Here is a 20352-nt window from a genome sequence, read left to right on the forward strand (position 1 = left end):
CGCTACAGCCAGCCGCGCCGCTTGAACGTCCGGAACAGCAGAAGTTCCAGGCAGAGCATCCCGAGGATCACGATCGGATACGACCACGTCCAGTGCAGCTCCGGCATGTGGTCGAAATTCATGCCGTAGATGCCCGCGATCAGGGTCGGGACCGCGGCCATGGCGGCGTACGCCGAGATCTTGCGCATGTCGTCGTTCTGCCGCACGCCCATCTGCGCCAGGTGCGCCGCCAGGATGTCCGAGACGAGCCGGTCGAGGGCGTCCACCGACTCGTTGACGCGCAGGAGATGGTCGCTGACGTCGCGGAAGAACGGCCGCGCCGAGTCGTTCACGAAGGGCACGGATCCCACGTACTGGCCGGTTCCGGAAAGCCGGGCGAGCGGGAGCATCAGCGGGCCCGTGGCCCGGCGGAACTCCAGGATCTGGCGCTTGAACGTGTAGATCCTGGACGCCGTGTTGCGCGAGCCGCCACCCTCCGGCGAGAAGACCTCCGCCTCCAGCCCCTCCATGTCGGTCTGGAGCTCGGTGGCGACCTCCAGGTAGTGGTCGACGGTCGCGTCGGCGATCGAGTACAGGACCGCGGTCGGCCCGTGCCGCAGCACGTCGGGGTCGGCTTCGAGCCGCTTGCGTACGACCTTCAGGGGTGCGCCCTCGCCGTGCCGGACGGTCACCACGAACGAGTCGCCCATGAAGAGCATGACTTCACCGGAGGAGACCCTGTCGCTGTCCGTCTCGTACACGACCGGCTTGAGGACCACGAACACGGAGTCGTCGTACACCTCCAGCTTCGGCCGCTGATGAGCCTTGAGTGCGTCCTCGACGGCCAGGGGATGCAGCCCGAACTCGGCGCTGACCCGCTCGAACTCGTCCTCCGTCGGCTCGTACAGGCCGATCCAGACGAAGGAGTGGCCCTCGGCCCGGGCCTCGGCGAGCGCGTCGGAGAAGTCAGCGGGCCCCTCGGTCCTGCGCCCGTCGCGATAGATGCCGCAGTCGACGATCACGCTTCGTATTCTTCCCAGGGGTTGCCCGGGCCGCACGTCGCACTGGGCCTAGGCTGGCCCGCATGCCCACGCTGATCCTCGTCCGGCACGGACGCTCCACCGCCAACACCGCGGGCCTGCTCGCCGGGTGGACCCCCGGTGTGTCCCTCGACGAGCGCGGCGCCGCGCAGGCTGCCGCGCTGCCGGAGCGGCTGGCCGCGGTGCCCCTCGCCGAGATCGTCACGAGCCCCCTCCAGCGCTGTCAGGAGACCCTGGCCCCGCTGCTCGCCGCCCGCCCGGAACTCACCCCGCACACCGACGACCGCATCGGCGAGTGCCACTACGGCGACTGGTCGGGCCGCAAGCTCGCCGAGCTCGTCGACGACCCCCTGATGGAGGTCGTGCAGCAGCACCCGTCGGCCGCCGCGTTCCCCGGCGGCGAATCCATGCGGGCCATGCAGCACCGGGCGGCGGAGGCCGTACGCGAGTGGAACGCGCGCGTGGAGCGCGACCACGGCCCGGACGCCGCCTATCTGATGTGCTCCCACGGCGACATCATCAAGTCGCTCGTCGCGGACGCCATAGGGCTTCATCTGGACCTCTTCCAGCGCATCTCCGTGGAGCCCTGCTCGGTCACGGCGATCCGTTACACCCGGCTCCGCCCCTATCTCGTCCGCCTCGGTGACACCGGCGACTTCGCGTCGCTCGCCCCGCGCGAGAAGCCGGCCGAGGGGGACGCCCCGGTCGGGGGCGGTGCGGGCGCCCCGTGATCGTCCGCCGCAGTAGGGTGAAGCCGTCGCAGTAGCTGCAGTTGTTGCCGCGCCCGATCAAGCAGTCGGTCCCAGCAGTCGATTCCAATGGAGACAGGACGTGTCCCGTCAGGTGTTCCTCTACGACCCCCCGGAGCGCTTCGTGGCCGGCACGGTCGGGCTCCCCGGGCGCCGCACCTTCTTCCTCCAGGCCTCGGCCGGCGCCCGTGTGACGAGTGTGGCCCTGGAGAAGACCCAGGTCGCCGCCCTCGCCGAGCGCATGGACGAGCTCCTCGACGAGGTCGTGCGCCGCAGCGGCGGGAACGCGCCGGTGCCCGCCGTCGTGCCCACCGAGATCCACGACACCGCGCCTCTCGAAGCGCCCGTCGACGAGGAGTTCCGGGTCGGCACGATGGCCCTCGCCTGGGACGGCGAGGAGGAGCGGATGATCGTCGAGGCGCAGGCGCTCGTCGAGCTCGACGCGGACTCCGACGAGGACCTCGCGGAGGCCGAGGAACGGCTGCTCCAGGACGAGGAGAACGGCCCCCCGATGCTGCGGGTCCGGCTCACCGGCGTACAGGCGCGCGCGTTCGCCAAGCGCGCCCTGGACGTCGTGAACGCGGGGCGTCCGCCGTGCCCCCTGTGCAGTCTGCCGCTCGACCCGGAGGGACACGTATGCCCGCGTCAGAACGGATACCGGCGAGGAGCGTGACCGTCTCGGACACGGACCTCCTCACCAGGGGCGAACTGGCGGTCCAGGGGCGCATCCGTGAGGCGTCGAACGCGGTGCTCCTGTGCACGGTCACTCACGCGGGCCGTGAGGCGTCGTGCGTGTACAAGCCCGTCGCAGGCGAGCGCCCCCTGTGGGACTTCCCCGACGGCAACCTCGCCCGGCGCGAGGTCGCCGCCTACGAGGTCTCCGAAGCCCTCGGGTGGAGCCTCGTACCGCCGACCGTGCTCCGCGACGGGCCGTACGGCGAAGGCATGTGCCAGCTCTGGATCGACCAGCCCGAGGAACCCACCGAGGGTGCTGAGCTTCTCGCTCTCGTGGAGGGTGAGGAGCCGGGCGACGGCTGGAAGGCCGTCGGGTTCGCGGAGGTCGGCGAGGGGCGCACGGCGCTGCTCGTGCACGCCGACGACATACGGTTGCGGCGCCTCGCCGTGCTGGACGCGGTGATCAACAACGGCGACCGCAAGGGCGGCCACCTCCTGGTCGACGCAGAGGGGAACCTGTTCGGCATCGACCACGGCGTCTCCTTCAACACCGAGGACAAGCTGCGCACGCTCCTGTGGGGCTGGGCGGGTGAGCCCCTGACCGGAGAGGCGACCGACGCCCTGAAGGCGCTCACGGGCGCCCTGGGGGCCGGGAAACCCCTCGCGCTGCGGCTCGCGGAGCTGATCACCGGGGCCGAGCTGGACGCCGTACGCGCACGGGTCGACGCGATGCTCTCGACCGGGAAGCACCGGGAGCCGAGCGGGGAGTGGCCGGCCATCCCGTGGCCGCCCGTCTGAGCCGACCCGTCTGAGCCCGTCCGCGTCGTCCGGGGGCGCATGTCAGTGGCTGCGGCTACGTTCGAAGGGATCCCTCAGGGGATTCCCGGAACGGAGGCCACGCCGTGAAACTGATCGTCGAGGACCGGATCGACCGGCCCGTGAAAGACGTGTTCAACTCCATCGTGAGCCCGGAGGGGCTGTCCAGCTTCTTCACGGCTGACGCCTCCGCCCCGATGATCCCCAACACCACGGTGACCTGGCGTTTCGGCCATGTCGACGCGACGTTCGACGTCGAGATCGGGCCCGTGGAGACGGACCGGCTGATCTCGTGGAGCTGGCCCGGGGGAGACGTGACCATCGAGCTGGAGCGGGCCGACGACGGCGCGGCCACCCTTCTCACGATCACCGAGCAGCCCATGGGGCAGAGCCTGGCGGGCGCCGCGCGGGCCGTCGGGCAGACCCAGGGGTGGACGTACTTCGTGATGGCGCTCAGAGCGCATCTGCTGCACGGCATCCGCCACTTCGGACTCTCGGGCGCCATCCGTGCCACCGTCGAGGCCTGACATGGCACCCGAGCGGACCGCAAGAGGGCCTTCCCGGCCATCGGACCCGGTCCGGTTCGTATGCGGAAGCTCCGTCCGGTTAGGCTCATGGCATGTATGCCTGGCCCGCTTCTGAGGTCCCCGTCCTGCCTGGCAAGGGCCGCGACCTGAGGATCCACGACACCGCGACCGATGGCCTCGTCACCCTCGAGCCCGGTCCCGTCGCCCGTATCTACGTCTGCGGGATCACCCCGTACGACGCGACCCATATGGGTCACGCGGCGACCTACAACGCGTTCGACCTCGTTCAGCGCGTGTGGCTCGACACCAAGCGGCAGGTTCACTACGTCCAGAACGTGACGGACGTCGACGATCCGCTGCTCGAGCGCGCGATCCGTGACGGCGTCGACTGGACCGGACTCGCGGAGCGCGAGACCGCCCTCTTCCGCGAGGACATGACCGCCCTGCGGATGCTGCCGCCCCAGCACTACATCGGAGCCGTCGAGGCGATACCCGGCATCGTGCCGCTCGTCGAACGGCTCCGGGACATGGGCGCCGCCTACGAGCTCGAGGGCGATGTCTACTTCTCCGTCGAGTCCGACCCCCACTTCGGCCAGGTCTCCCGCCTGGACGCCGCGGCGATGCGTCTGCTGTCCGCCGAGCGGGGCGGTGACCCGGACCGCCCGGGCAAGAAGAACCCGCTCGACCCGATGCTGTGGATGGCCGCCCGCGAGGGCGAGCCGAGCTGGGACGGCGGCTCGCTGGGCCGCGGCCGGCCTGGCTGGCACATCGAGTGCGTCGCCATCGCCCTCGACCACCTGGGCATGGGCTTCGACGTGCAGGGCGGAGGGTCCGACCTGGCCTTCCCGCACCACGAGATGGGCGCCTCGCACGCGCAGGTCCTCACCGGCGAGTTCCCGATGGCCAAGGCGTACGTCCACGCCGGCATGGTCGCGCTCGACGGCGAGAAGATGTCCAAGTCCAAGGGCAACCTCGTCTTCGTCTCGAAGCTCCGGCGTGACGGGGTCGACCCGGCCGCGATCCGTCTCGCGCTCCTCGCGCACCACTACCGGGCCGACTGGGAGTGGACCGACCAGGTCCTGAGCGACGCCGTCGAGCGGCTGGGCCGCTGGCGTGCCGCCGTGTCCCGCCCCGACGGTCCGTCCGCCGCGGCACTCGTCGAGGAGATCCGCGAGGCGCTGACGAACGACCTCGACGCACCGTCCGCGCTCCTCGCGGTGGACCGCTGGGCCGCCCTTCAGGCGGAGCAGGGCGGTACGGACGAGGGGGCGCCCGGCGTGGTGTCCCGCGCGGTCGACGCCCTGCTCGGAGTGGCGCTCTAGACACCTCGGCCCCGGTCCCGGCCTCGGGGCACACATCCCTCAACCGCCCCCGAACTCAACGGAGTTCGGGGGCGGTCACGTTTACCCGGGTGACTGCAGGCGCACTGCGAAGGGGCGGTGCACACCATGTGTGCACCGCCCCTTCCGAGCCGTTTGCCGACCTATTCCGGCGAGTCCTCGGAGGAATCGTCCCCGGAGTCCGAGGACGTGTCCGTGTCACCCGTCCCGCCTGGGGTCTCCGTGCCCGGATCGGGGCGCTGGGGCCGCGGCGGCCGGGTGCGCTCGCTCGGGGTGTCCCGCAGGTACGACGCCGTGTCGCCGCCGCCGCCGCCGCCGTCCGTCGCGTGGCCGGCCGGGCCGCCCGAAGGGCCGCCGCCGTCCCTGCGCCGCAGATAGCGCTCGAACTCGCGGGCGATGGCCTCGCCGGACGCCTCGGGAAGTTCCGCGGTGTCCCGGGCCTCCTCCAGCGACTGCACGTACTCGGCGACCTCGCTGTCCTCCGCCGCCAGCTGGTCCACGCCCAGCTGCCACGCCCGGGAGTCCTCGGCCAGCTCGCCCAGCGGGATGCGCAGGTCGATCAGGTCCTCCAGGCGGTTGAGCAGCGCCAGCGTCGCCTTCGGGTTCGGCGGCTGCGACACGTAGTGCGGCACCGCCGCCCACAGGGAGACCGCGGGGACGCCCGCGTGCGTGCAGGCCTCCTGGAGGATGCCGACGATGCCCGTCGGACCCTCGTACTTGGTCTCCTCCAGGTCCATGGTGCGCGCCAGGTCCGCGTCGGACGTGACGCCGCTGACCGGCACGGGCCGCGTGTGCGGGGTGTCGCCGAGCAGCGCGCCCAGGATGACGACCAGCTCGACGCCCAGCTCGTGCGCGAAGCCGAGCAGCTCGTTGCAGAACGAACGCCACCGCATCGACGGCTCGATGCCCCGGACCAGGACCAGGTCGCGCGGCTTGTCGCCGCCGACCCTGACCACGGAGAGCCGGGTCGTCGGCCAGGTGATCTTGCGCACGCCGCCGTCGAGCCACACCGTCGGCCGGTTGACCTGGAAGTCGTAGTAGTCCTCGGCGTCGAGCGCCGCGAACACCTCGCCCTTCCACTCCTTGTCGAGATGCGCGACCGCGGCGGAGGCGGCGTCACCGGCATCGTTCCAGCCTTCGAACGCGGCCACCATGACCGGGTCGACCAGCTCGGGAACCCCCTCGAGCTCGATCACCCAGCGCCTCCTTCCGACGTTCCCCCAGTGCCCTAATGGCCTGGGAGGCACCCCCATCGCGGTACCTGCCCACCTTACGGCGTCCGCGAGGGCCATCCGCAGCCCCCTTGTACGGGGGAGTGACCGGATCACTGCCCCGCGATCCGCCCTCGCACTCCCCCTTCACGCCCGTAGCGGAACCCGTCTCAGAGCGTGGAGCGCAGCCACTGCTCCACGCTCGCGATGTGCACCGTCGCCCAGGACCGCGCCGCCTCCGCGTCGCCGTCGCGCAGCGCCGCCAGGATCGCCCGGTGCTCGTGCAGGGTCCGGCTGACCGCGTCCTCCTGCGTCAGACCGCGCCAGACGCGCGCCCGGGTCGTCGGGCCGGACAGGCCGTCGAGGAGCGAGCACAGGACCGAGTTGCCCGAGCTCTGCACGATGCCGCGGTGGAACTCCAGGTCGGAGGCGACGAGTTCCTCCACCGAGGGAGCGGCGCCGAGCGCGTCCAGCTGGGCCGCGAGCGCGTCGAGCCGCGCCTCGTCGATCCGGGTGGCGGCCATCGCGGTCGCGGCCGGCTCCAGGATGCGACGCACAGCGAGGAATTCGAGGACGGTGTCGTCGCGGTGGAAGTCGACGACGAAACTCAGGGCTTCGAGGAGGAGTTGGGGGTCGAGGCTGGTGACGTACGTTCCGTCGCCCTGCCGCACGTCGAGGATGCGGATGAGGGACAGGGCGCGGACGGCCTCGCGCAGGGAGTTGCGGGACAGGCCGAGATCGGCGGCGAGTTCGCTCTCCTTGGGGAGCCGGTCGCCCGGGCGCAGGGCGCCGGAGACGATCATGCCCTTGATCTTCTCGATGGCCTCGTCGGTGACAGCCATGGCGGCCTCCCTGTCCTCGGTTGGAGCGCCACCGTCTGGAGCGCCGATACCTCCGATGTATCGGCCCATTATGTGTGCAGGGATGCGGTGGGCGGGGCGGAGTCCCGCAACCACGACCTGATCGTGCGGGTGCGAACGGAACACCCGGACGGCGAACGACGCATGCCCGGCCGGGATCTCCCCGGCCGGGCGGCCTCAACTCGCCTGGCTGTGCTCCAAGTCGGAGCACTCTGTCGAGGGCTGCGCACCCGCGCCCGACGGACCTTGAACCGGCCGCGCGAGCAGCCAGGCCCCGCACACCAGCGTGATCAACTGCGCCCCGGCCAGCAGCGTGAACCCGGCGCCGAAGCCGTGCCCGCCGCTCGCCGCGATGGCCACGCCCATCAGCATCGGCATGAACGCCGAGACCAGGTTGCCGACCCCGTTGACCACCCCGTACGCGCTGCCCACGAAACGGGCCGGCGCGCAGTGCTGGACCAGCGTGGGGATCGCCGGACCCTGCAGGCCCCAGAACGCGCCCGCGAGGATCAGGCCCGTCGCCGCCGCCCCGTCGCTGTCCGCCCCGGCGACGAGGAGGACACAGACCGCCGTGCCGGCCGAGCCGACGACGAACGGCAGCGCGAGCAGCCGCCGCGGCAGCCGGTCGAGCAGCAGCCCGCCGAGGAACCCGGACACCAGCGACATCAGGAACGGCAGCGACGACACGGCGCCCATGGCGGCCAGGGAGAAGTGCCGCTCCTGGATCAGATACGACGGCAGCCAGGCGCTCGAACCCCACAGATACGCGAGCGTGGCGATCTCGATGAGCAGGATCGGCGCCAGGCGCGGCATGCTCAGGGCGCCCTTGAGGGTGGCACCGAATCCGGACCGGCGGGCCCCCGCCACACCCCGGCCACGGACGAACAGGGCTATCAGTGGCAGGCCGATCACCGCGTTGAGCGCGGCCAGGGCGAGGAACGACGTATGCCAGTCGAAGTGGTAGACGAGATACGTGATCAGGGGGAGGCCCGCGGCCGTGCCCAGGGACACCCCCATCGAGCTGACCGCGTTCGGCCGTCCCGCCTCGTGCGGCGGGAAGTGCTCGCGCACGTACATCGTCTTGAGCGAGAACAGCGGCCCCTCGGCCGCGCCCAGCAGGGCACGCAGGACGGTGAGCGTGAGCGCGCCCAGGGCGTACGGCGACAGCAGCGTCATCACCGACCACAGGGCCACGCTCACGAACAGGCCGCGCCGCACCCCGAGCGTCGTCTCGTAGAACGGGGTGAGGAAGAAGGCCGCGATGCCGTACCCCACGAGGAAGACGGTCGACAGGGCGCCCTGAGCCACCCGGTCACCGGTGATGCCGAAGTGGTCGGTGAACGCCTCGTCGGTGATGAGGACGGAGACGTTCACCCGGTCCACGTAGCTGATCAGGACGATGACCAGGAGGCTCAGGACGCCGGCCCAGCGGGCTCTAGAACTCATGCAGACGCCTGCTCCGCGGCGGCCGCCCGGTACATGCGGCGCAGGCGCACCACGCCCAGGTCGTGCTGGTAGAGGTTCTCGCGCTGGTCGGCGTCGGCCGGCATGGCCTCCAGCATCACGCGGTCCTGCTCGAGCACGTCCCAGTGGCGCTTCTCGATGAGGGTCTTGTAGAGGAAGCGCCAGGTGTCGCGCTGCCAGCCCTCGACCCTGCGGTAGCGCCAGAAGAAGACGCCGCAGCGCTTCTCGTCGACGGGGCAGACCATGCCCACGATGCCGAACGGGCCGCCGGGGCCGGCCGACGGCGGGTACGGGATCGACAGGTCGACCCAGTCGACGCCGGTCTGGCACAGCTCGACCCAGTCGAAGTTGACGCCCCGCTGGTCGGTCTTCTCGAAGAAGTAGCCCCGGTCGGTCTCGCGGATGCGGAACTTGGCCGTCGTGTCACCGTCGAACATGGTGTGCGAGTCGTGGTGCAGGAAGGCACCGTGCATCGGGTCGAGGAGGTTCTCGACGGCGTAGCGCCACGGCACGTCCCACTCCGCGTAGCACAGGATCGCGTCGGTGCCGGGGTCGGTGAGCGGCTCCGGGAGCGTCAACTCGGCCGGTTCCGGGTGCTCATCGTCGCCGAAGTAGGCGAGGACCGCGCCGCCGGCCTCGCGCACGGGCAGCGACCTGACGAGCTTCTTGCCCTCCAGGTTGCAGCCGGGCAGGCCGGGCACCGAGGAGACGGTGCCGTCGCCCTCGACCTCGACGCCGTGGTACCAGCACGCCACCCGGTCGCCGAGGTGCTTGCCGAGCGACAGGGGCGCGCCGCGGTGCGGGCAGCGGTCCGCGAGCATGGACAGCGTGCCGTCGGAGCGGCGGAACAGGAGCCACTGCTCGCCGAGCGCCGTCACCTTGCGCATGGCGCCGGGCGCGACGAACGAGGACGGCACGACGGGGTGCCACTGGTTGCGCAGGCCCGTCGCGTAGATGTGGTCGGCGGAGGAAGCCGCCGAGGCGGTCGTGGTGGCGGTCATCGGGTCACGCTCCCAGTCGGTGCATCTCGGCGCGGAACGAGTCCTCGGTCCACGGGGCGCCGTCGGGGGCGTGGACCTGGCGGGCGTTCAGCCCACGGATGACGTCGGTGAGTTCGTGGCCGTCCTTGGTGAAGACCTCTTCGAGGGTGGCGGCCAGCTTGTACTCGTAGGGGGTGGGTTCGTGCGTACGGGACTGGTGGACGTCCAGGTACGGCCAGGTGGTGGTCACACGTGCCTCCAGGGAAGGGGTTACAGGTCGAGGGCCAGGCGGCCGGAGGCGCAGCGCGAGACGCAGATCATCATCGAGGCGCCCGCGGCCCGCTCGGAGTCGGAGAGCAGGAAGTCGCGGTGGTCCGGCGTGCCGTCGAGCACCCGGGTCTCGCAGGACCCGCAGATCCCGTCGCGGCAGGAGCTGGCCACGTCCAGGCCGGCCGCCTCCGCCGCCTCCAGGATCGAGGTGTCGGCGCCGACGGTGAGCGTGAGCCCGGAGGTGCGGCACTCGACCTCGAAGCCCTCGTCGTCCGCGGACCGCTCGACGACCGGGGCCGCGAACCGCTCGACGCGCAGCCGGTCCGCCGGGCAGAGGGCCTCGATGGCGGCGAGCAGCGGCTCGGGACCGCAGCAGTAGACGAGGGTCCCGTCCGGCAGCCCGGCGAGAGTGGACGCGAGGTCGATATGACCCCGCTCGTCCTGCGGCACCACCGTCAGGTCGCCGCCCAGCGCTGTGAGTTCGTCGACGAAGGCCATCGACGCACGGCTGCGACCGCCGTACACCATGCGCCACTCGGCACCCCGGCGCGCGGCCTCGCGGGCCATCGCGAGGATCGGCGTCACACCGATGCCGCCCGCGACGAAGACGTAGCCCGGCGCGTCCTCAAGCGCGAAGTGGTTGCGCGGCGCCGACACCGTGACCCGCCCGCCGGGGCGGAGCTTCGTGTGCACATGGCGCGAACCCCCGCGTGACGACGGCTCGTTGAGGACGCCGATGCGGTACGACGCCGGGGTGCGCGGGTCCGAGCACAGGCTGTACTGGCGGACCTGCCCGCCCACGTGGACGTCGAGGTGCGCGCCGGGCTCCCAGGCGGGCAGGGGCTTGCCGTCCGGGTGGGTCAGTTCGACGGAGAGGACGCCGTCGGCCTCCCAGGTCATGCGGTGTACGAGGAGGTCCAGGAGGGTCTCGTCGGTTGCGGTCATGGCTGCGGGGCCTCCCTACGCGGTGGGGATCTTCACGGGCGGGGTGAACGGGTTCTTCATCGGGCCGAGCGCCGCGAGGTCGACCTCGACGAGCGTGGGCCCGTCGGAGGCGACGGCCTCGGAGATGACGGGCTCCGCGTGCTCGGCGGCGGCGATCCGCAGATACGGCAACCCGCAGGCCCGGGCGAGGAGTTCGAAATCGGGCGTGGCGAGGTCGACGCCGGAGCGCCGGTCGCTGTGCCGGTCCTGCATGTTGCGCAGGACGCCGTAGCCGCCGTCGTTGAACACGAGGAGGGTCAGGCGGGGGCGCTCCTGGGCGAGGGTGAGCAGCTCGCCGAGGTGCACGGCGAGCCCGCCGTCACCGGCGATCACGACCGTGGGCGCGTCGGGCCTGGCGAGCGCGGCCCCGATGCCCATGCCGAGGCCCTGACCAATGCCGCCGCCGCGCGGGAAGACGTTGTCGCGCGGGTCGTACATGTCGAGGAGCCGGTTGCCCCAGCTGCTCGACGGGATGGTGACGTCGCGGGCGACGACGGCCTCGCGCGGGAGCGCGGCCCGGATCGCGTCGCAGATGGCGGCCTGCGGGCCGATGTTGTCGTGCAGGGTGGCGCGCACCTCGTCGCGGACCGCGGTGACCCGCGCCGTCCAGCCCGGTTCGGCGGACTTCGCGTACGGGAGCAGTCGCTCCAGTACGCCGGCGGCGTCGCCGTGCAGCGCGTGCGGGGCCGGGTACACACGGCCGAGCGCGTTCGCGTCCAGGTCGATCTGGATGTGCGCGGCGGGGAGCCCGAGCCCGTAGTCGGCGGTCTCGTTGGACCGGAAGTGGGTGCCGATCGTGAGCAGCACGTCGGCGTCGGCGAGCAGGGCCCGCCCGGCCGGCGTCGTCGCGAAGTTGCCGACGACCTGCGGGTGGTCCTCGGGGACGGCGCCGCGCCCGGAGTTGGACGTCAGGAGCGCGGCTCCGGTCGCGGCCAGCAGGTCCGCGAGCTGGGTACGGGCACGGGTCGCGCCGCCACCGGCCCAGATCACCGGGCGTTCGGCCGAGGCCAGCAGGGCGCCCGCCGCGGCGAGTTCATCCTCGCCGGGCGCGGGCACGGCGGCCTCCGTGAACTCCACGGCAGCGTCGGTCTGGGCCGCGTACTGGAGGTCGACGGGCCACTCCACGCTTGCGGGGCCGCCCGGGGCGGTCAGCGCCGCGCGGGCCGCCTCGCGCAGGACGCGGCCCGCCGCATCGGCGGACGGCACGGTCGCGGCGTACTTGGAGACCGCCGTCAGCATGCCCAGCTGGTCCTTGGTCTCGTGGATGAAGCCGCGGCCGCTGCCCAGGAACTCCGACTCGACCTGCCCGGTGATGTGCAGGACGGAGGTGCCGGACGCCAGCGCCTCGATCAGGGAGCCGGCCGCGTTGCCCGCGCCCGTCCCGGTCGAGGTGAGGGCGCAGCCGAGGGTGCCGCGGGCCCTGCCGTAGGCGTCGGCCGCGTTGACGGCGGACGCCTCGTGGCGCACGGGCACGAACCGCAGCTCGCGGTCCACGGCCTCGACGAGCGGCAGGTTGTGCACGCTGACGATCCCGAAGACCGTGTCGATGCCCAGTTCCCGCAGGACGGCGACGAGGAGATCGCCTCCGGTGTCGTAACGCATGGTGATCTCCTCAGAGGATGGAGCGGCCGACTCCGCCGCAGACGTCGATGCTGGTTCCGGTGATGTACGAGGCGCGCGGCGAGAGCAGCGCGACGATCGCGTACGCGACCTCCTCGGCCCGGCCGAGCCGTCCGAGCGCGATCCCGCGGTCGGCGGCGAGCTCGGCCTGCCAGTCCTCGTAGGAGAGCCCGGACTCCGCGGCGGCGTGCCGGCGGGTCCACTGGCCGGTGTCGACGAGGCCGAGGCAGACCGAGTTGACGCGGATCCCCTCGGGGGCGAGCTCGGTGGCGAGGGACTTGGAGAGGTTGAGGATGCCGGCGCGGGCGGCGCTCGTCGTGATCAGCCGGGTCTCCGGCTGCTTGGCCAGGACGGCGTTGACGTTCACGACGGACGCGGCGTCGGACCCGGCGAGGTGGGCGCGGGCGGCGTGCAGCGGGTTGAGGACGCCGGAGAACTTCAGCTCCAGCTCGTCGCGCCAGTCCTCGGCGGTCGACTCGTCGAGGCTCTTCATACGGGACTGGCCCGCGTTGTTGACGAGCCCGTCGAGGCCCCCGAAGGTGTCGGCGGCATGCCGGACGAAGTCCCGCACGGCCGTCGCGTCCCGCACGTCGCAGACGCCCGTCAGGAGGCGGTCGCTGCCGAGGCGCGCCGCCGCCTTCGCGAGGCGGTCGGCGTCTCGGCCGCAGGTCGCGACGCGCGCGCCCTCGTCCAGAAGGGCGCGGACCGTGGCCAGGCCGACGCCCGAGCTGCCGCCGGTGACCAGGACGGTCCGGTCGGCGAGGCCCAGATCCATGATTCTGTGCTCCTGTGGGTCAGTTCATCGTGAAGCCGCCGTTGACGGCGATCACTTGTCCGGTGAGATAGCGGGACTCCTCGCCGAGCAGGAAGGCGACGAGACCGATGAGGTCGCCGGGCTCCTGCGGCCGCGAGATGGCCCGGCCCGAGCGGTACAGCTCGTGCCGTTCCTCGGGGACGGTCTCGGTGGCCTCGCACTCGGTGAGGCCGGGCGCGACCGCGTTGACGGTGATGCCCTTGTCGCCGAGTTCCCTGGCCATCGCCCGGGTCAGCGCGATGACCGCGCCCTTCGAGGCGATGTAGTGGGCGAGGCGGGGCGAGCCGTAGAGCGCGGCGTCCGAGGCGACGTTCACGATCCGGCCCGGCGAGCCGAAGAGCGGGTACAGGGCCTTCGACACCAGCCAGGGGCTTCGGGCGTTGACCGTCATCAGGCGGTCCCACACCTCAACGTCGATGTCCTGGAACTCCTTGCCGCCGACGCCGTTGGCGAGAGCCGCGTTGTTGATCAGGCCGTACAGCGGACCCAATTCCCGTACGTGACCGGCGAGTTCGTCGACCGACTCGGGGTCGGCCACGTCGCAGCGCACGAAGTGGGCGTCGAGCCCGTCACTTCGCAGACCCTCGACGGCCTGGGTCCCGCGCTCGGTGTCGAGCTCGGCGACCACGACGCGGAAGCCGTCCTCGGCGGCCCGGCGGGCCATGGCCAGTCCCAGGCCACGGCCCGCCCCGGTGACGACGACGGTGCCGGCGCCCCCTGAGGGGTCAGTCACGGGTGACACCGTGCATCGGCGAGTGCTCCGGGTACGTCGGGACCTGCGGCTTCTGCGTGCCGATGACGACGCAGAACAGGGCGTCGGTGTCGCCCTCGTTCTTCAGGGACCGGGCCACGCCCGCCGGGACGACGATCATGTCGCGGTAACCGAGGGTGCGGTACTCGACCTCGTCGGCGCCGCGGTGGATGCCGACGCGGACCTGGCCCTCCAGGACGAAGAAGGCCTCCTCGACGTCGTGGTGGGTGTGCTCGGGGCCCTCGGCGCCGGGCGGCAGCAGCATGTTGGAGAAGGTGAAGCCGCCGGACGGGAGGATCCGCGAGTCGTTCTCGTGGTTGCCGGTGGCGCCGGAGCCGACGTAGCGGATCTGGCCGCGGCGGTACTGCGGGCCCGCCTTCTCCTGGAAGGAGAGCGTGTTGAAGTCCGCGACGCGGGACTCCTTGGTGGCGATGAGCGAGTCGGTGTACTTGCCGAGGTCGCTGCCGTTGTCGTAGTCGGTGGTGGTCAGAGGCATGGCTGGACTCCTACTCGGGGATGCGGGCGGTGATGCGGAGGTGGGACAGGACCCACGCGTCGAAGCGCGCGGGCTGTTCCTGGTTGGCCAGGTGACCGGCGTCCTTGACGATCACGTAGGCGGTCTTGTGGAGGGCGCCGGCGAGGACCTGCGAGGCCTCGACGCCGGTGACCTGGTCCTGGTCGCCGCACAGGACGAGCGTGGGCGCGGCGATCGCGGGCAGTTCGGCCCGCAGGTCGGCGGAGGCCATGGACTCGGCGGCGTAGGCGTAGCCGGGCAGCCGCACGGACCCGGCCATGGTGTCGACGACGCGCTGTACGAGTTCCTCGGGCGCCCCGCCGGACACGAGCCGCGGCCCGCGCCTCTCTGCGAAGGCGCGCGGTCCGAGCTCGGCCAGCTCGGCGGCCCGCGCCCGCATGCCCTCGGCCTTGGCGGGGTCGGTGCCGGATCCGGCGCTGGAGTCGGCGACGACGAGGGACTCGACCAGGTCCGGGTGGCGGGCCGCGAGCCGCAGCGCGATCACCCCGCCCCAGGAGACACCGAGGACGTGCGCGCGTCCGCCGCGCTCCCGGATGAGCTCGGCCGCCGCATCCGCGAATCCGTCCAGGTCCAACGGCCCTTCCGGATCCGGCGACTTGGCGTAGCCGGGCGCGTCCCAGGCCACGACCCGCGCGTACGCGGACAGCTCGGCGAGCTGCGGGGCGAACGCCGCCGACGAGGAGCCGATGCCGTGCAGGCACAGCAGCAGGGGGCCGTGGTCGCCCGCCTCCTCGACATGGACGGCGCTCACAGGATCTGGCCCGTCCGCCCGGCCAGCGCCGCCAGGCTGCGCAGCACCGCGTACGGCACGACCTGGCTGGTCGCGGGGTTGCCCGGGTCCGGCAGGTGCGCGACGTCGAAGCGGTACGCGCCGTGGGCACCGGACGCCTCGACGACGTGCCGCGTGTGGCGGGCGCCGGGGTCGGCGACGACCCGGACCCGCACAGCGTCCAGGTCGCCGACGGCGAGGGCGACCGAGGCGGCCACGTTCGTCGACTTGGGGAACTTCACGGGGATGTCGCGCGCCGTGCCGGACATGACCTCGACGGGCCCGGTCGCCGTCCGCAGCTTGGACAGCAACTCCTCGTCCATCCAGGGCTGTTCGAGGGTGGACGGCAGTTTGGTGGTGGTGAGTCGCACCTCGTCGAGGGGGCCGAGGGAGCGTACCGCCTGGAGGAGGTCGAGGCCGCCGACCGCGCCGCCGGTGAAGTACACCCGGCCGGGGCCCGTCGCGAGCAGCCGCTTGGACAGCTCGTCGTCGGTCAGCGCCCCGGTCGACGCGACGAGCAGATCGGTGCCGGAGGCGAGGACCCGCTCACCCCACTCCCGTACGACACCCTGCCCGGCCGCCTCGACGATCAGGTCGCAGCACTCCAGGGCCTCGTCGAAGGTCCGCTGGGGTGCGGGCGCCGTGTCGCCGAGGGGGCGGTTGTCGATGATGCACGTCAACTCGGCGCCGGGAACCTGCTGTTCGGCGAGTGCGGTGCCGACGACGCGGCCGATCGCGCCCCAGCCGACGAGGCCCACCTTGCGTACCGTGCTCATGCGGAGACCTCCAGGGAAGTGGATGCGAGCGGACCGGGGTCGGGCGACCCCGCCATGTGGCAGCGGATCTCCTTCGACGGCGGGCCCGCCGTGCCCCACAGGTCGGACAGCTCGGGCACGCGCCGCCACACCCGCGCGATCCACGCGTCCTCGACGATCTGGGCGACCTCGGACGTGTACTCGCACACGAGGCCGGACGGGTCGGTGAAGTAGGAGAAGGTGTTGTTGCCGGGCCCGTGACGCCCCGGCCCCCACTGCGGGTCGATGCCGTGGTGCTTGAGCCGGCCGAGCCCGCGCATGAAGTGGTCGACCGAACTCATCTCGTACGCCACGTGGTTGAGGGAAGCCCACTCGGCCTGGTTGAACGCGATGCAGTGGTGGTCGGCGTTGCAGCGCAGGAACGCCATCTGGTGCTCGGACCAGTCGGAGACGCGCAGGCCGAGGACGTCGCAGTAGAACGCGACGGACGCGTCGATGTCGGCGGTGTTCAGGACGGCGTGCGTGACGCCGACCGGGACGGCGGCGTCCCTGCCGCGCGGTGCGACCGCCTCTACCTGCGCGCTGATCTCCACGAGCCGCTGCTCGGGGTCGGTGAAGCGCAGGCCGTAGCCGCCGCCCACCTGGTCGAGCGGTCCGGGGCCGAAGACCGGGGTGATCCCGCGGGCCTCCAGGCGCCGGGCCGCCTCGTCGACCTCGGCGGGCGTGGCGACGGCGAACGCGAGTCGGCCGAGTCCCGTGCGGTCCGCGCGGGTGAGGTGCAGGACGTGGTGCTCCTCGCCGGTGCCGCGCAGCCAGGCCGCCGCGCCGCGCTCCGCCTCGACGGTCCGCAGGCCCCAGACCTCCTCGTAGAAGTCGGCGGCCTCGGTGAAGGCGGGGGTGAGCAGCTCGACGTAGCGCAGGGAGCGCAGGCGGGCGACGGGTCCTGGCGATGGGTGGGGCATGAGTGTCTCCAGACGACGGGGCGCGGTCAGTTGGCCCAGGGCAGGGGCGCGTCCGAAGTGCCCCAGTACAGGGACTTCTGGCGCTGGTAGGCGCGGATGGCGTCGCGGCCCTTCTCCGTACCGAGACCGCTGTCCTTCATCCCGCTGAACGGGGTGGAGGCGCTGAACTGCTTGTACGTGTTGATCCAGACCGTCCCCGCCTCGATCCGGCGGGCCAGACGCCACGCGGCCCGGTGGTCACGGGTCCAGATCCCGCAGGCGAGCCCGTAGACGGAGTCGTTGGCCTGGCGGACCAGGTCGTCCTCGTCGTCGTAGGGCAGGGCGACCAGGACGGGCCCGAAGATCTCCTCCTGGCAGGTCCGTGAGGTGTTGGGGAGCCCGTCGAGGACGGTGGGCAGGTAGTACGCGCCGCCCTGGTACGAGTCGGCCTCGGGCGCCCGGCCGCCGCACAGCACCCGGGCGCCCTCCGAGCGGGCCAGATCGACGTAGGCGGCGACGGAGTCCCGGTGCCGGTGGTGGACCAGCGGCCCGACCTGGGTGTCGGGGCCCGTGCCGGGACCGACGCGCAACTTGCTCACCCGCGCGACGAGTTCGCCGACGAAGCTGTCGTATATCTGGCGTGCGACGAAGAGCCGCGAACCGGCGATGCACGACTGGCCGCTGGACGAGAAGATCCCGAACATCACGCCCGCCAGGGCCTGCTCGACGTCCGCGTCCGCGCGCACGATCGTCGGCGACTTGCCGCCGAGTTCGAGGGAGGCGGGGATCAGCTTCGAGGCCGCCACCGCCGCGATGGACCGGCCGGTCTCGGTGCCGCCGGTGAAGCCGATCCTGGTCACCAGGGGGTGGTGCACGATCGCGTCCCCGACGATCCGGCCGCTGCCGGGCAGGACCGACAGCAGGGCGGTGGGCAGTCCGAGTTCGCCGAGCGCCCGGTGGATCAGGCGCCCGAGCGCGAGGGAGACCAGCGGGGTCCAGGCGGCGGGCTTGAGCAGGACGGCGTTGCCGCCGGCGAGGGCGGGCGCGATCTTCTGCGCGTCGCTGGCGACCGGCGAGTTCCAGGGGTTGATCGCGCCGACGACGCCGATCGGCTCGTACACGCTCATCGTCACGTACGGGCCGCGGGACGGGGTGAGGGTCTCCTCGGCCGTCTCCAGGGCCGCAGCCATGTACCGGAAGGTGCCGGCCGCGCTGAGCGCGAGGGCCTTCGTCTCGGTGAGGGTCTTGCCGGTGTCGGCGGTCTGGAGGGCCGCGAGCTCGCCGGCGGCCTCCTCGGTCAACTCCGCTATGCGGTAGAGGAGTCGGGCCCGCTGGTGGGGGAGGAGATCGCGCCAGGCGGGGTCGGCCACGGCGAGCGCGGCGGCCCGAGCGGCTTCGTCGACCTCGTCCGCGGACGCGGAGTGGACGGTGGCGAGCACCTCTCCGGTCGCCGGGTCGACGGTCTCGACCGGTTCGCCCGCGCCGCGTCGCCACTGGCCCGCGATCAGGATGTCGGTGGAGATGTCGTGAGGCACGGGCGGGACCTCCAGGGGTCTACGGCCTACGGGCGAGGGGGTGGAACGTTCAGCGCGGCGATGCCTGAGCGCTGAAGTGCTAGAAATCTAAGGGCTTAAGTAATTTCCCGCAAGACCCCTCGGCGGAGCAGTTGGGGCAGAGTGCCCGAGGTCGGTTGCGTGAAGGTAAAGGTCGAGTCACCCTGGATGTATCTAAGCCATTAACCATTGACCACTTAGATAAGTCCTCCTAGTGTCTGCGCAACTCCTCTGTTCGCGTTGCCGCGGAAGGACCCCCTCTCATGACGACTGTGGCCGGCAAGCCAGGTCTCGGCTCGATAGCCGCCCGGCTCGAACGACTTCCACAATCCCGATGGCACGTGAAGGTCAGATTCCTGATCGGTGCCGTCACCTTCTTCGAAGCGTTCGACCAGCTCCTCTCCGCGTCGGCGCTGCCCGTCCTGATCAAGGACTGGCACCTGAGCACGGGCCAGGCGACCTTCGCCATCACCGCGGGCTCCGTGGGCATGCTCCTGGGCGCCCTGGTCGCCGGGTGGATGGGCGACCGCGTCGGCCGGGTGCGCACCGTGGCCCTCGGCGTCGCCGTCACCGCGCTCGCGAGCCTCGCGGTGGCCTTCTCGAACAACATCGAGATGTTCTCGCTGTTCCGCTTCGTACAAGGCCTCGGCATCGGCGGCGTCGTCCCCGTGGCGGCCACATACATCAACGAGATCGCCCGCTCCGACAAGCGCGGCCGGTTCGTCCTGCTCTACGAGATGATCTTCCCGCTCGGACTGGCCGCGGCCACCCTGATCGCCGTATGGGTGGTGCCGACCTTCGGCTGGCGCGCCATGTTCGTGATCGGCGCCCTGCCCGTCCTGCTCGCCGTCGCCCTGCCCAAGAAGGTCGTCGAGTCGCCCCGCTGGCTGCTCTCCCAAGGCCGTACCGAAGAGGCCGAGCAGGTCATCGCCCGCATCGAGGAAGAGGTCGCGGCCGCCACCGGCGCGGAGCTCCCCGAGCCGGCCGAGGCCCGCGCCGAGGACACCGCCCGGGGCCGCCTGCGGGAGCTGTTCACCGGCCGGTACCTGCGCCGCACGACCGTGCTCTCCGGGCTCTGGTTCGTCGCGTACTACGTCAACCACGGCATCTCGACCTGGCTGCCGTCGCTCTACACCAAGCACTTCGGGCTCGACCTGACCACCGCGCTCGAGTACACGCTGCTCAGCAACGTGACGGGCCTCCTCGGCACCTTCGCCGTCGCCCTCGTCATCGACCGCGTCGGCCGGCGCCCCGCTCTCGTGGCCGCACTCCTCGGCAGCGCACTCACCCTCGCGACGCTAGCCCTGGTCGGCGTGACCTCGGGCAGTCAGGTCGCGCTCTTCGCCTCCGGCACGACGTTCTTCGTCTACGCCATCAACGCGGGCCTGTACCTGTACTCGCCCGAGCTGTACCCGACGCGCAACCGCGCCAAGGGTGCCGCGTTCGGCGGCCTGTGGAACCGCCTCGGCGTCATCCTGGGCCCGATCACGGTCGGCGCGATCATCGGCGGGGGCGGCAGCCTGACGCTCGTCTTCGCCCAGCTCGCCGGGGTCGCGGCGGTGGGCGCGGTGATCGCCTTGTTCGCGGTGGAGACGAAGGGGAAGACGCTGGAGGAGCTCAACGCCTGACCTTCTGAACTCCCGGCGGATGCCGGGGTGTTCGGTGCCGGGTCCCTCGCTGGGGGTGCGAGGGACCCGGCTCTCTGTGTCTCCGGCTGTT

21 protein-coding genes are annotated in these 20352 nt (G+C 71.8%); 6 read left to right on the plus strand and 15 right to left on the minus strand.

Annotated elements, in window-relative coordinates:
* Positions 1 to 2: 2 nt before the first annotated feature.
* Positions 3 to 1001, minus strand: a complete 999-nt coding sequence (gene corA / locus OG758_RS36765) for a magnesium/cobalt transporter CorA (protein ID WP_326713842.1) — start codon at positions 999 to 1001, stop codon at positions 3 to 5.
* A 62-nt stretch (positions 1002 to 1063) separates the two neighbouring features.
* Between corA and OG758_RS36770 the strand changes: the two genes are divergently transcribed.
* The 5 genes from OG758_RS36770 to mshC all read left to right on the plus strand — a co-directional run bounded on the left by OG758_RS36770 (position 1064) and on the right by mshC (position 5108).
* Entirely contained in the window at positions 1064 to 1750 is a 687-nt protein-coding gene (locus tag OG758_RS36770; RefSeq protein ID WP_326713843.1) for a histidine phosphatase family protein, read from the plus strand.
* 100 nt (positions 1751 to 1850) lie between these two features.
* Entirely contained in the window at positions 1851 to 2441 is a 591-nt protein-coding gene (locus OG758_RS36775; RefSeq protein ID WP_266566185.1) for a DUF3090 domain-containing protein, read from the plus strand.
* Positions 2405 to 3241 carry an SCO1664 family protein gene (locus OG758_RS36780; RefSeq protein ID WP_326713844.1) on the plus strand — a complete coding sequence of 279 codons (837 nt, stop codon included), beginning with the start codon at positions 2405 to 2407 and terminating at the stop codon, positions 3239 to 3241. Before OG758_RS36775 ends, OG758_RS36780 begins: the two co-directional genes overlap by 37 nt.
* 104 nt (positions 3242 to 3345) lie before the next feature.
* On the plus strand, positions 3346 to 3786 hold the full coding sequence (locus OG758_RS36785) for an SRPBCC domain-containing protein (protein ID WP_326713845.1): 441 nt from the start codon (positions 3346 to 3348) through the stop codon (positions 3784 to 3786).
* A gap of 92 nt (positions 3787 to 3878) precedes the next feature.
* Positions 3879 to 5108 (plus strand): cysteine--1-D-myo-inosityl 2-amino-2-deoxy-alpha-D-glucopyranoside ligase, encoded by a 1230-nt coding sequence (gene mshC, locus OG758_RS36790; RefSeq protein WP_326713846.1) that lies wholly within the window; start codon positions 3879 to 3881, stop codon positions 5106 to 5108.
* A gap of 161 nt (positions 5109 to 5269) precedes the next feature.
* On the opposite strand, the gene OG758_RS36795 is transcribed toward mshC, so the two are convergent.
* The 14 genes from OG758_RS36795 to OG758_RS36860 all read right to left on the minus strand — a co-directional run bounded on the left by OG758_RS36795 (position 5270) and on the right by OG758_RS36860 (position 18615).
* The gene (locus OG758_RS36795; RefSeq protein WP_326713847.1) at positions 5270 to 6322 is read right to left on the minus strand and encodes a PAC2 family protein; all 1053 of its coding nucleotides are present in this window, start codon (positions 6320 to 6322) and stop codon (positions 5270 to 5272) included.
* A 185-nt stretch (positions 6323 to 6507) separates the two neighbouring features.
* A complete protein-coding gene (locus OG758_RS36800; RefSeq protein WP_116503058.1) occupies positions 6508 to 7179 on the minus strand; it encodes a FadR/GntR family transcriptional regulator in 672 nt (223 codons plus the stop codon).
* A gap of 195 nt (positions 7180 to 7374) precedes the next feature.
* Positions 7375 to 8643: an MFS transporter gene (locus OG758_RS36805; protein ID WP_326713848.1), complete on the minus strand. Its 1269-nt coding sequence runs from the start codon at positions 8641 to 8643 to the stop codon at positions 7375 to 7377.
* Positions 8640 to 9662 carry an aromatic ring-hydroxylating dioxygenase subunit alpha gene (locus tag OG758_RS36810; protein ID WP_326713849.1) on the minus strand — a complete coding sequence of 341 codons (1023 nt, stop codon included), beginning with the start codon at positions 9660 to 9662 and terminating at the stop codon, positions 8640 to 8642. The genes OG758_RS36805 and OG758_RS36810 overlap by 4 nt, the downstream gene beginning before the upstream one ends.
* Positions 9663 to 9666: 4 nt before the next feature.
* Positions 9667 to 9891, minus strand: coding sequence for a recombinase-like helix-turn-helix domain-containing protein (locus OG758_RS36815; RefSeq protein ID WP_266668678.1), 225 nt, complete (start codon positions 9889 to 9891; stop codon positions 9667 to 9669).
* 20 nt (positions 9892 to 9911) lie between these two features.
* Positions 9912 to 10856 carry a PDR/VanB family oxidoreductase gene (locus tag OG758_RS36820; RefSeq protein ID WP_326713850.1) on the minus strand — a complete coding sequence of 315 codons (945 nt, stop codon included), beginning with the start codon at positions 10854 to 10856 and terminating at the stop codon, positions 9912 to 9914.
* 15 nt (positions 10857 to 10871) lie between these two features.
* Positions 10872 to 12497: a thiamine pyrophosphate-binding protein gene (locus OG758_RS36825; protein WP_326713851.1), complete on the minus strand. Its 1626-nt coding sequence runs from the start codon at positions 12495 to 12497 to the stop codon at positions 10872 to 10874.
* A gap of 10 nt (positions 12498 to 12507) precedes the next feature.
* Entirely contained in the window at positions 12508 to 13290 is a 783-nt protein-coding gene (locus OG758_RS36830; protein WP_326713852.1) for an SDR family oxidoreductase, read from the minus strand.
* Between the two features lie 19 nt (positions 13291 to 13309).
* Complete coding sequence (locus tag OG758_RS36835; protein WP_326713853.1) at positions 13310 to 14062, minus strand: SDR family oxidoreductase; 753 nt, start codon at positions 14060 to 14062, stop codon at positions 13310 to 13312.
* A complete protein-coding gene (locus OG758_RS36840) occupies positions 14055 to 14576 on the minus strand; it encodes a cupin domain-containing protein (RefSeq protein ID WP_100599053.1) in 522 nt (173 codons plus the stop codon). The genes OG758_RS36835 and OG758_RS36840 overlap by 8 nt, the downstream gene beginning before the upstream one ends.
* Positions 14577 to 14586: 10 nt before the next feature.
* Positions 14587 to 15366, minus strand: a complete 780-nt coding sequence (locus OG758_RS36845; protein ID WP_326713854.1) for an alpha/beta fold hydrolase — start codon at positions 15364 to 15366, stop codon at positions 14587 to 14589.
* On the minus strand, positions 15363 to 16160 hold the full coding sequence (locus OG758_RS36850; protein WP_326713855.1) for an aspartate dehydrogenase domain-containing protein: 798 nt from the start codon (positions 16158 to 16160) through the stop codon (positions 15363 to 15365). Before OG758_RS36850 ends, OG758_RS36845 begins: the two co-directional genes overlap by 4 nt.
* Entirely contained in the window at positions 16157 to 17101 is a 945-nt protein-coding gene (locus tag OG758_RS36855) for a VOC family protein (RefSeq protein ID WP_326713856.1), read from the minus strand. Before OG758_RS36855 ends, OG758_RS36850 begins: the two co-directional genes overlap by 4 nt.
* Before the next feature lie 26 nt (positions 17102 to 17127).
* Complete coding sequence (locus OG758_RS36860) at positions 17128 to 18615, minus strand: aldehyde dehydrogenase (protein WP_326713857.1); 1488 nt, start codon at positions 18613 to 18615, stop codon at positions 17128 to 17130.
* A 281-nt stretch (positions 18616 to 18896) separates the two neighbouring features.
* Here OG758_RS36860 and OG758_RS36865 point away from each other — a divergent pair, with 281 nt between their 5' ends.
* Entirely contained in the window at positions 18897 to 20261 is a 1365-nt protein-coding gene (locus OG758_RS36865; RefSeq protein ID WP_326713858.1) for an MFS transporter, read from the plus strand.
* Positions 20262 to 20352 lie beyond the last annotated feature (91 nt).

The organism is Streptomyces sp. NBC_01474, assembly GCF_035918215.1.
Taxonomy (GTDB): domain Bacteria; phylum Actinomycetota; class Actinomycetes; order Streptomycetales; family Streptomycetaceae; genus Streptomyces; species Streptomyces aureus.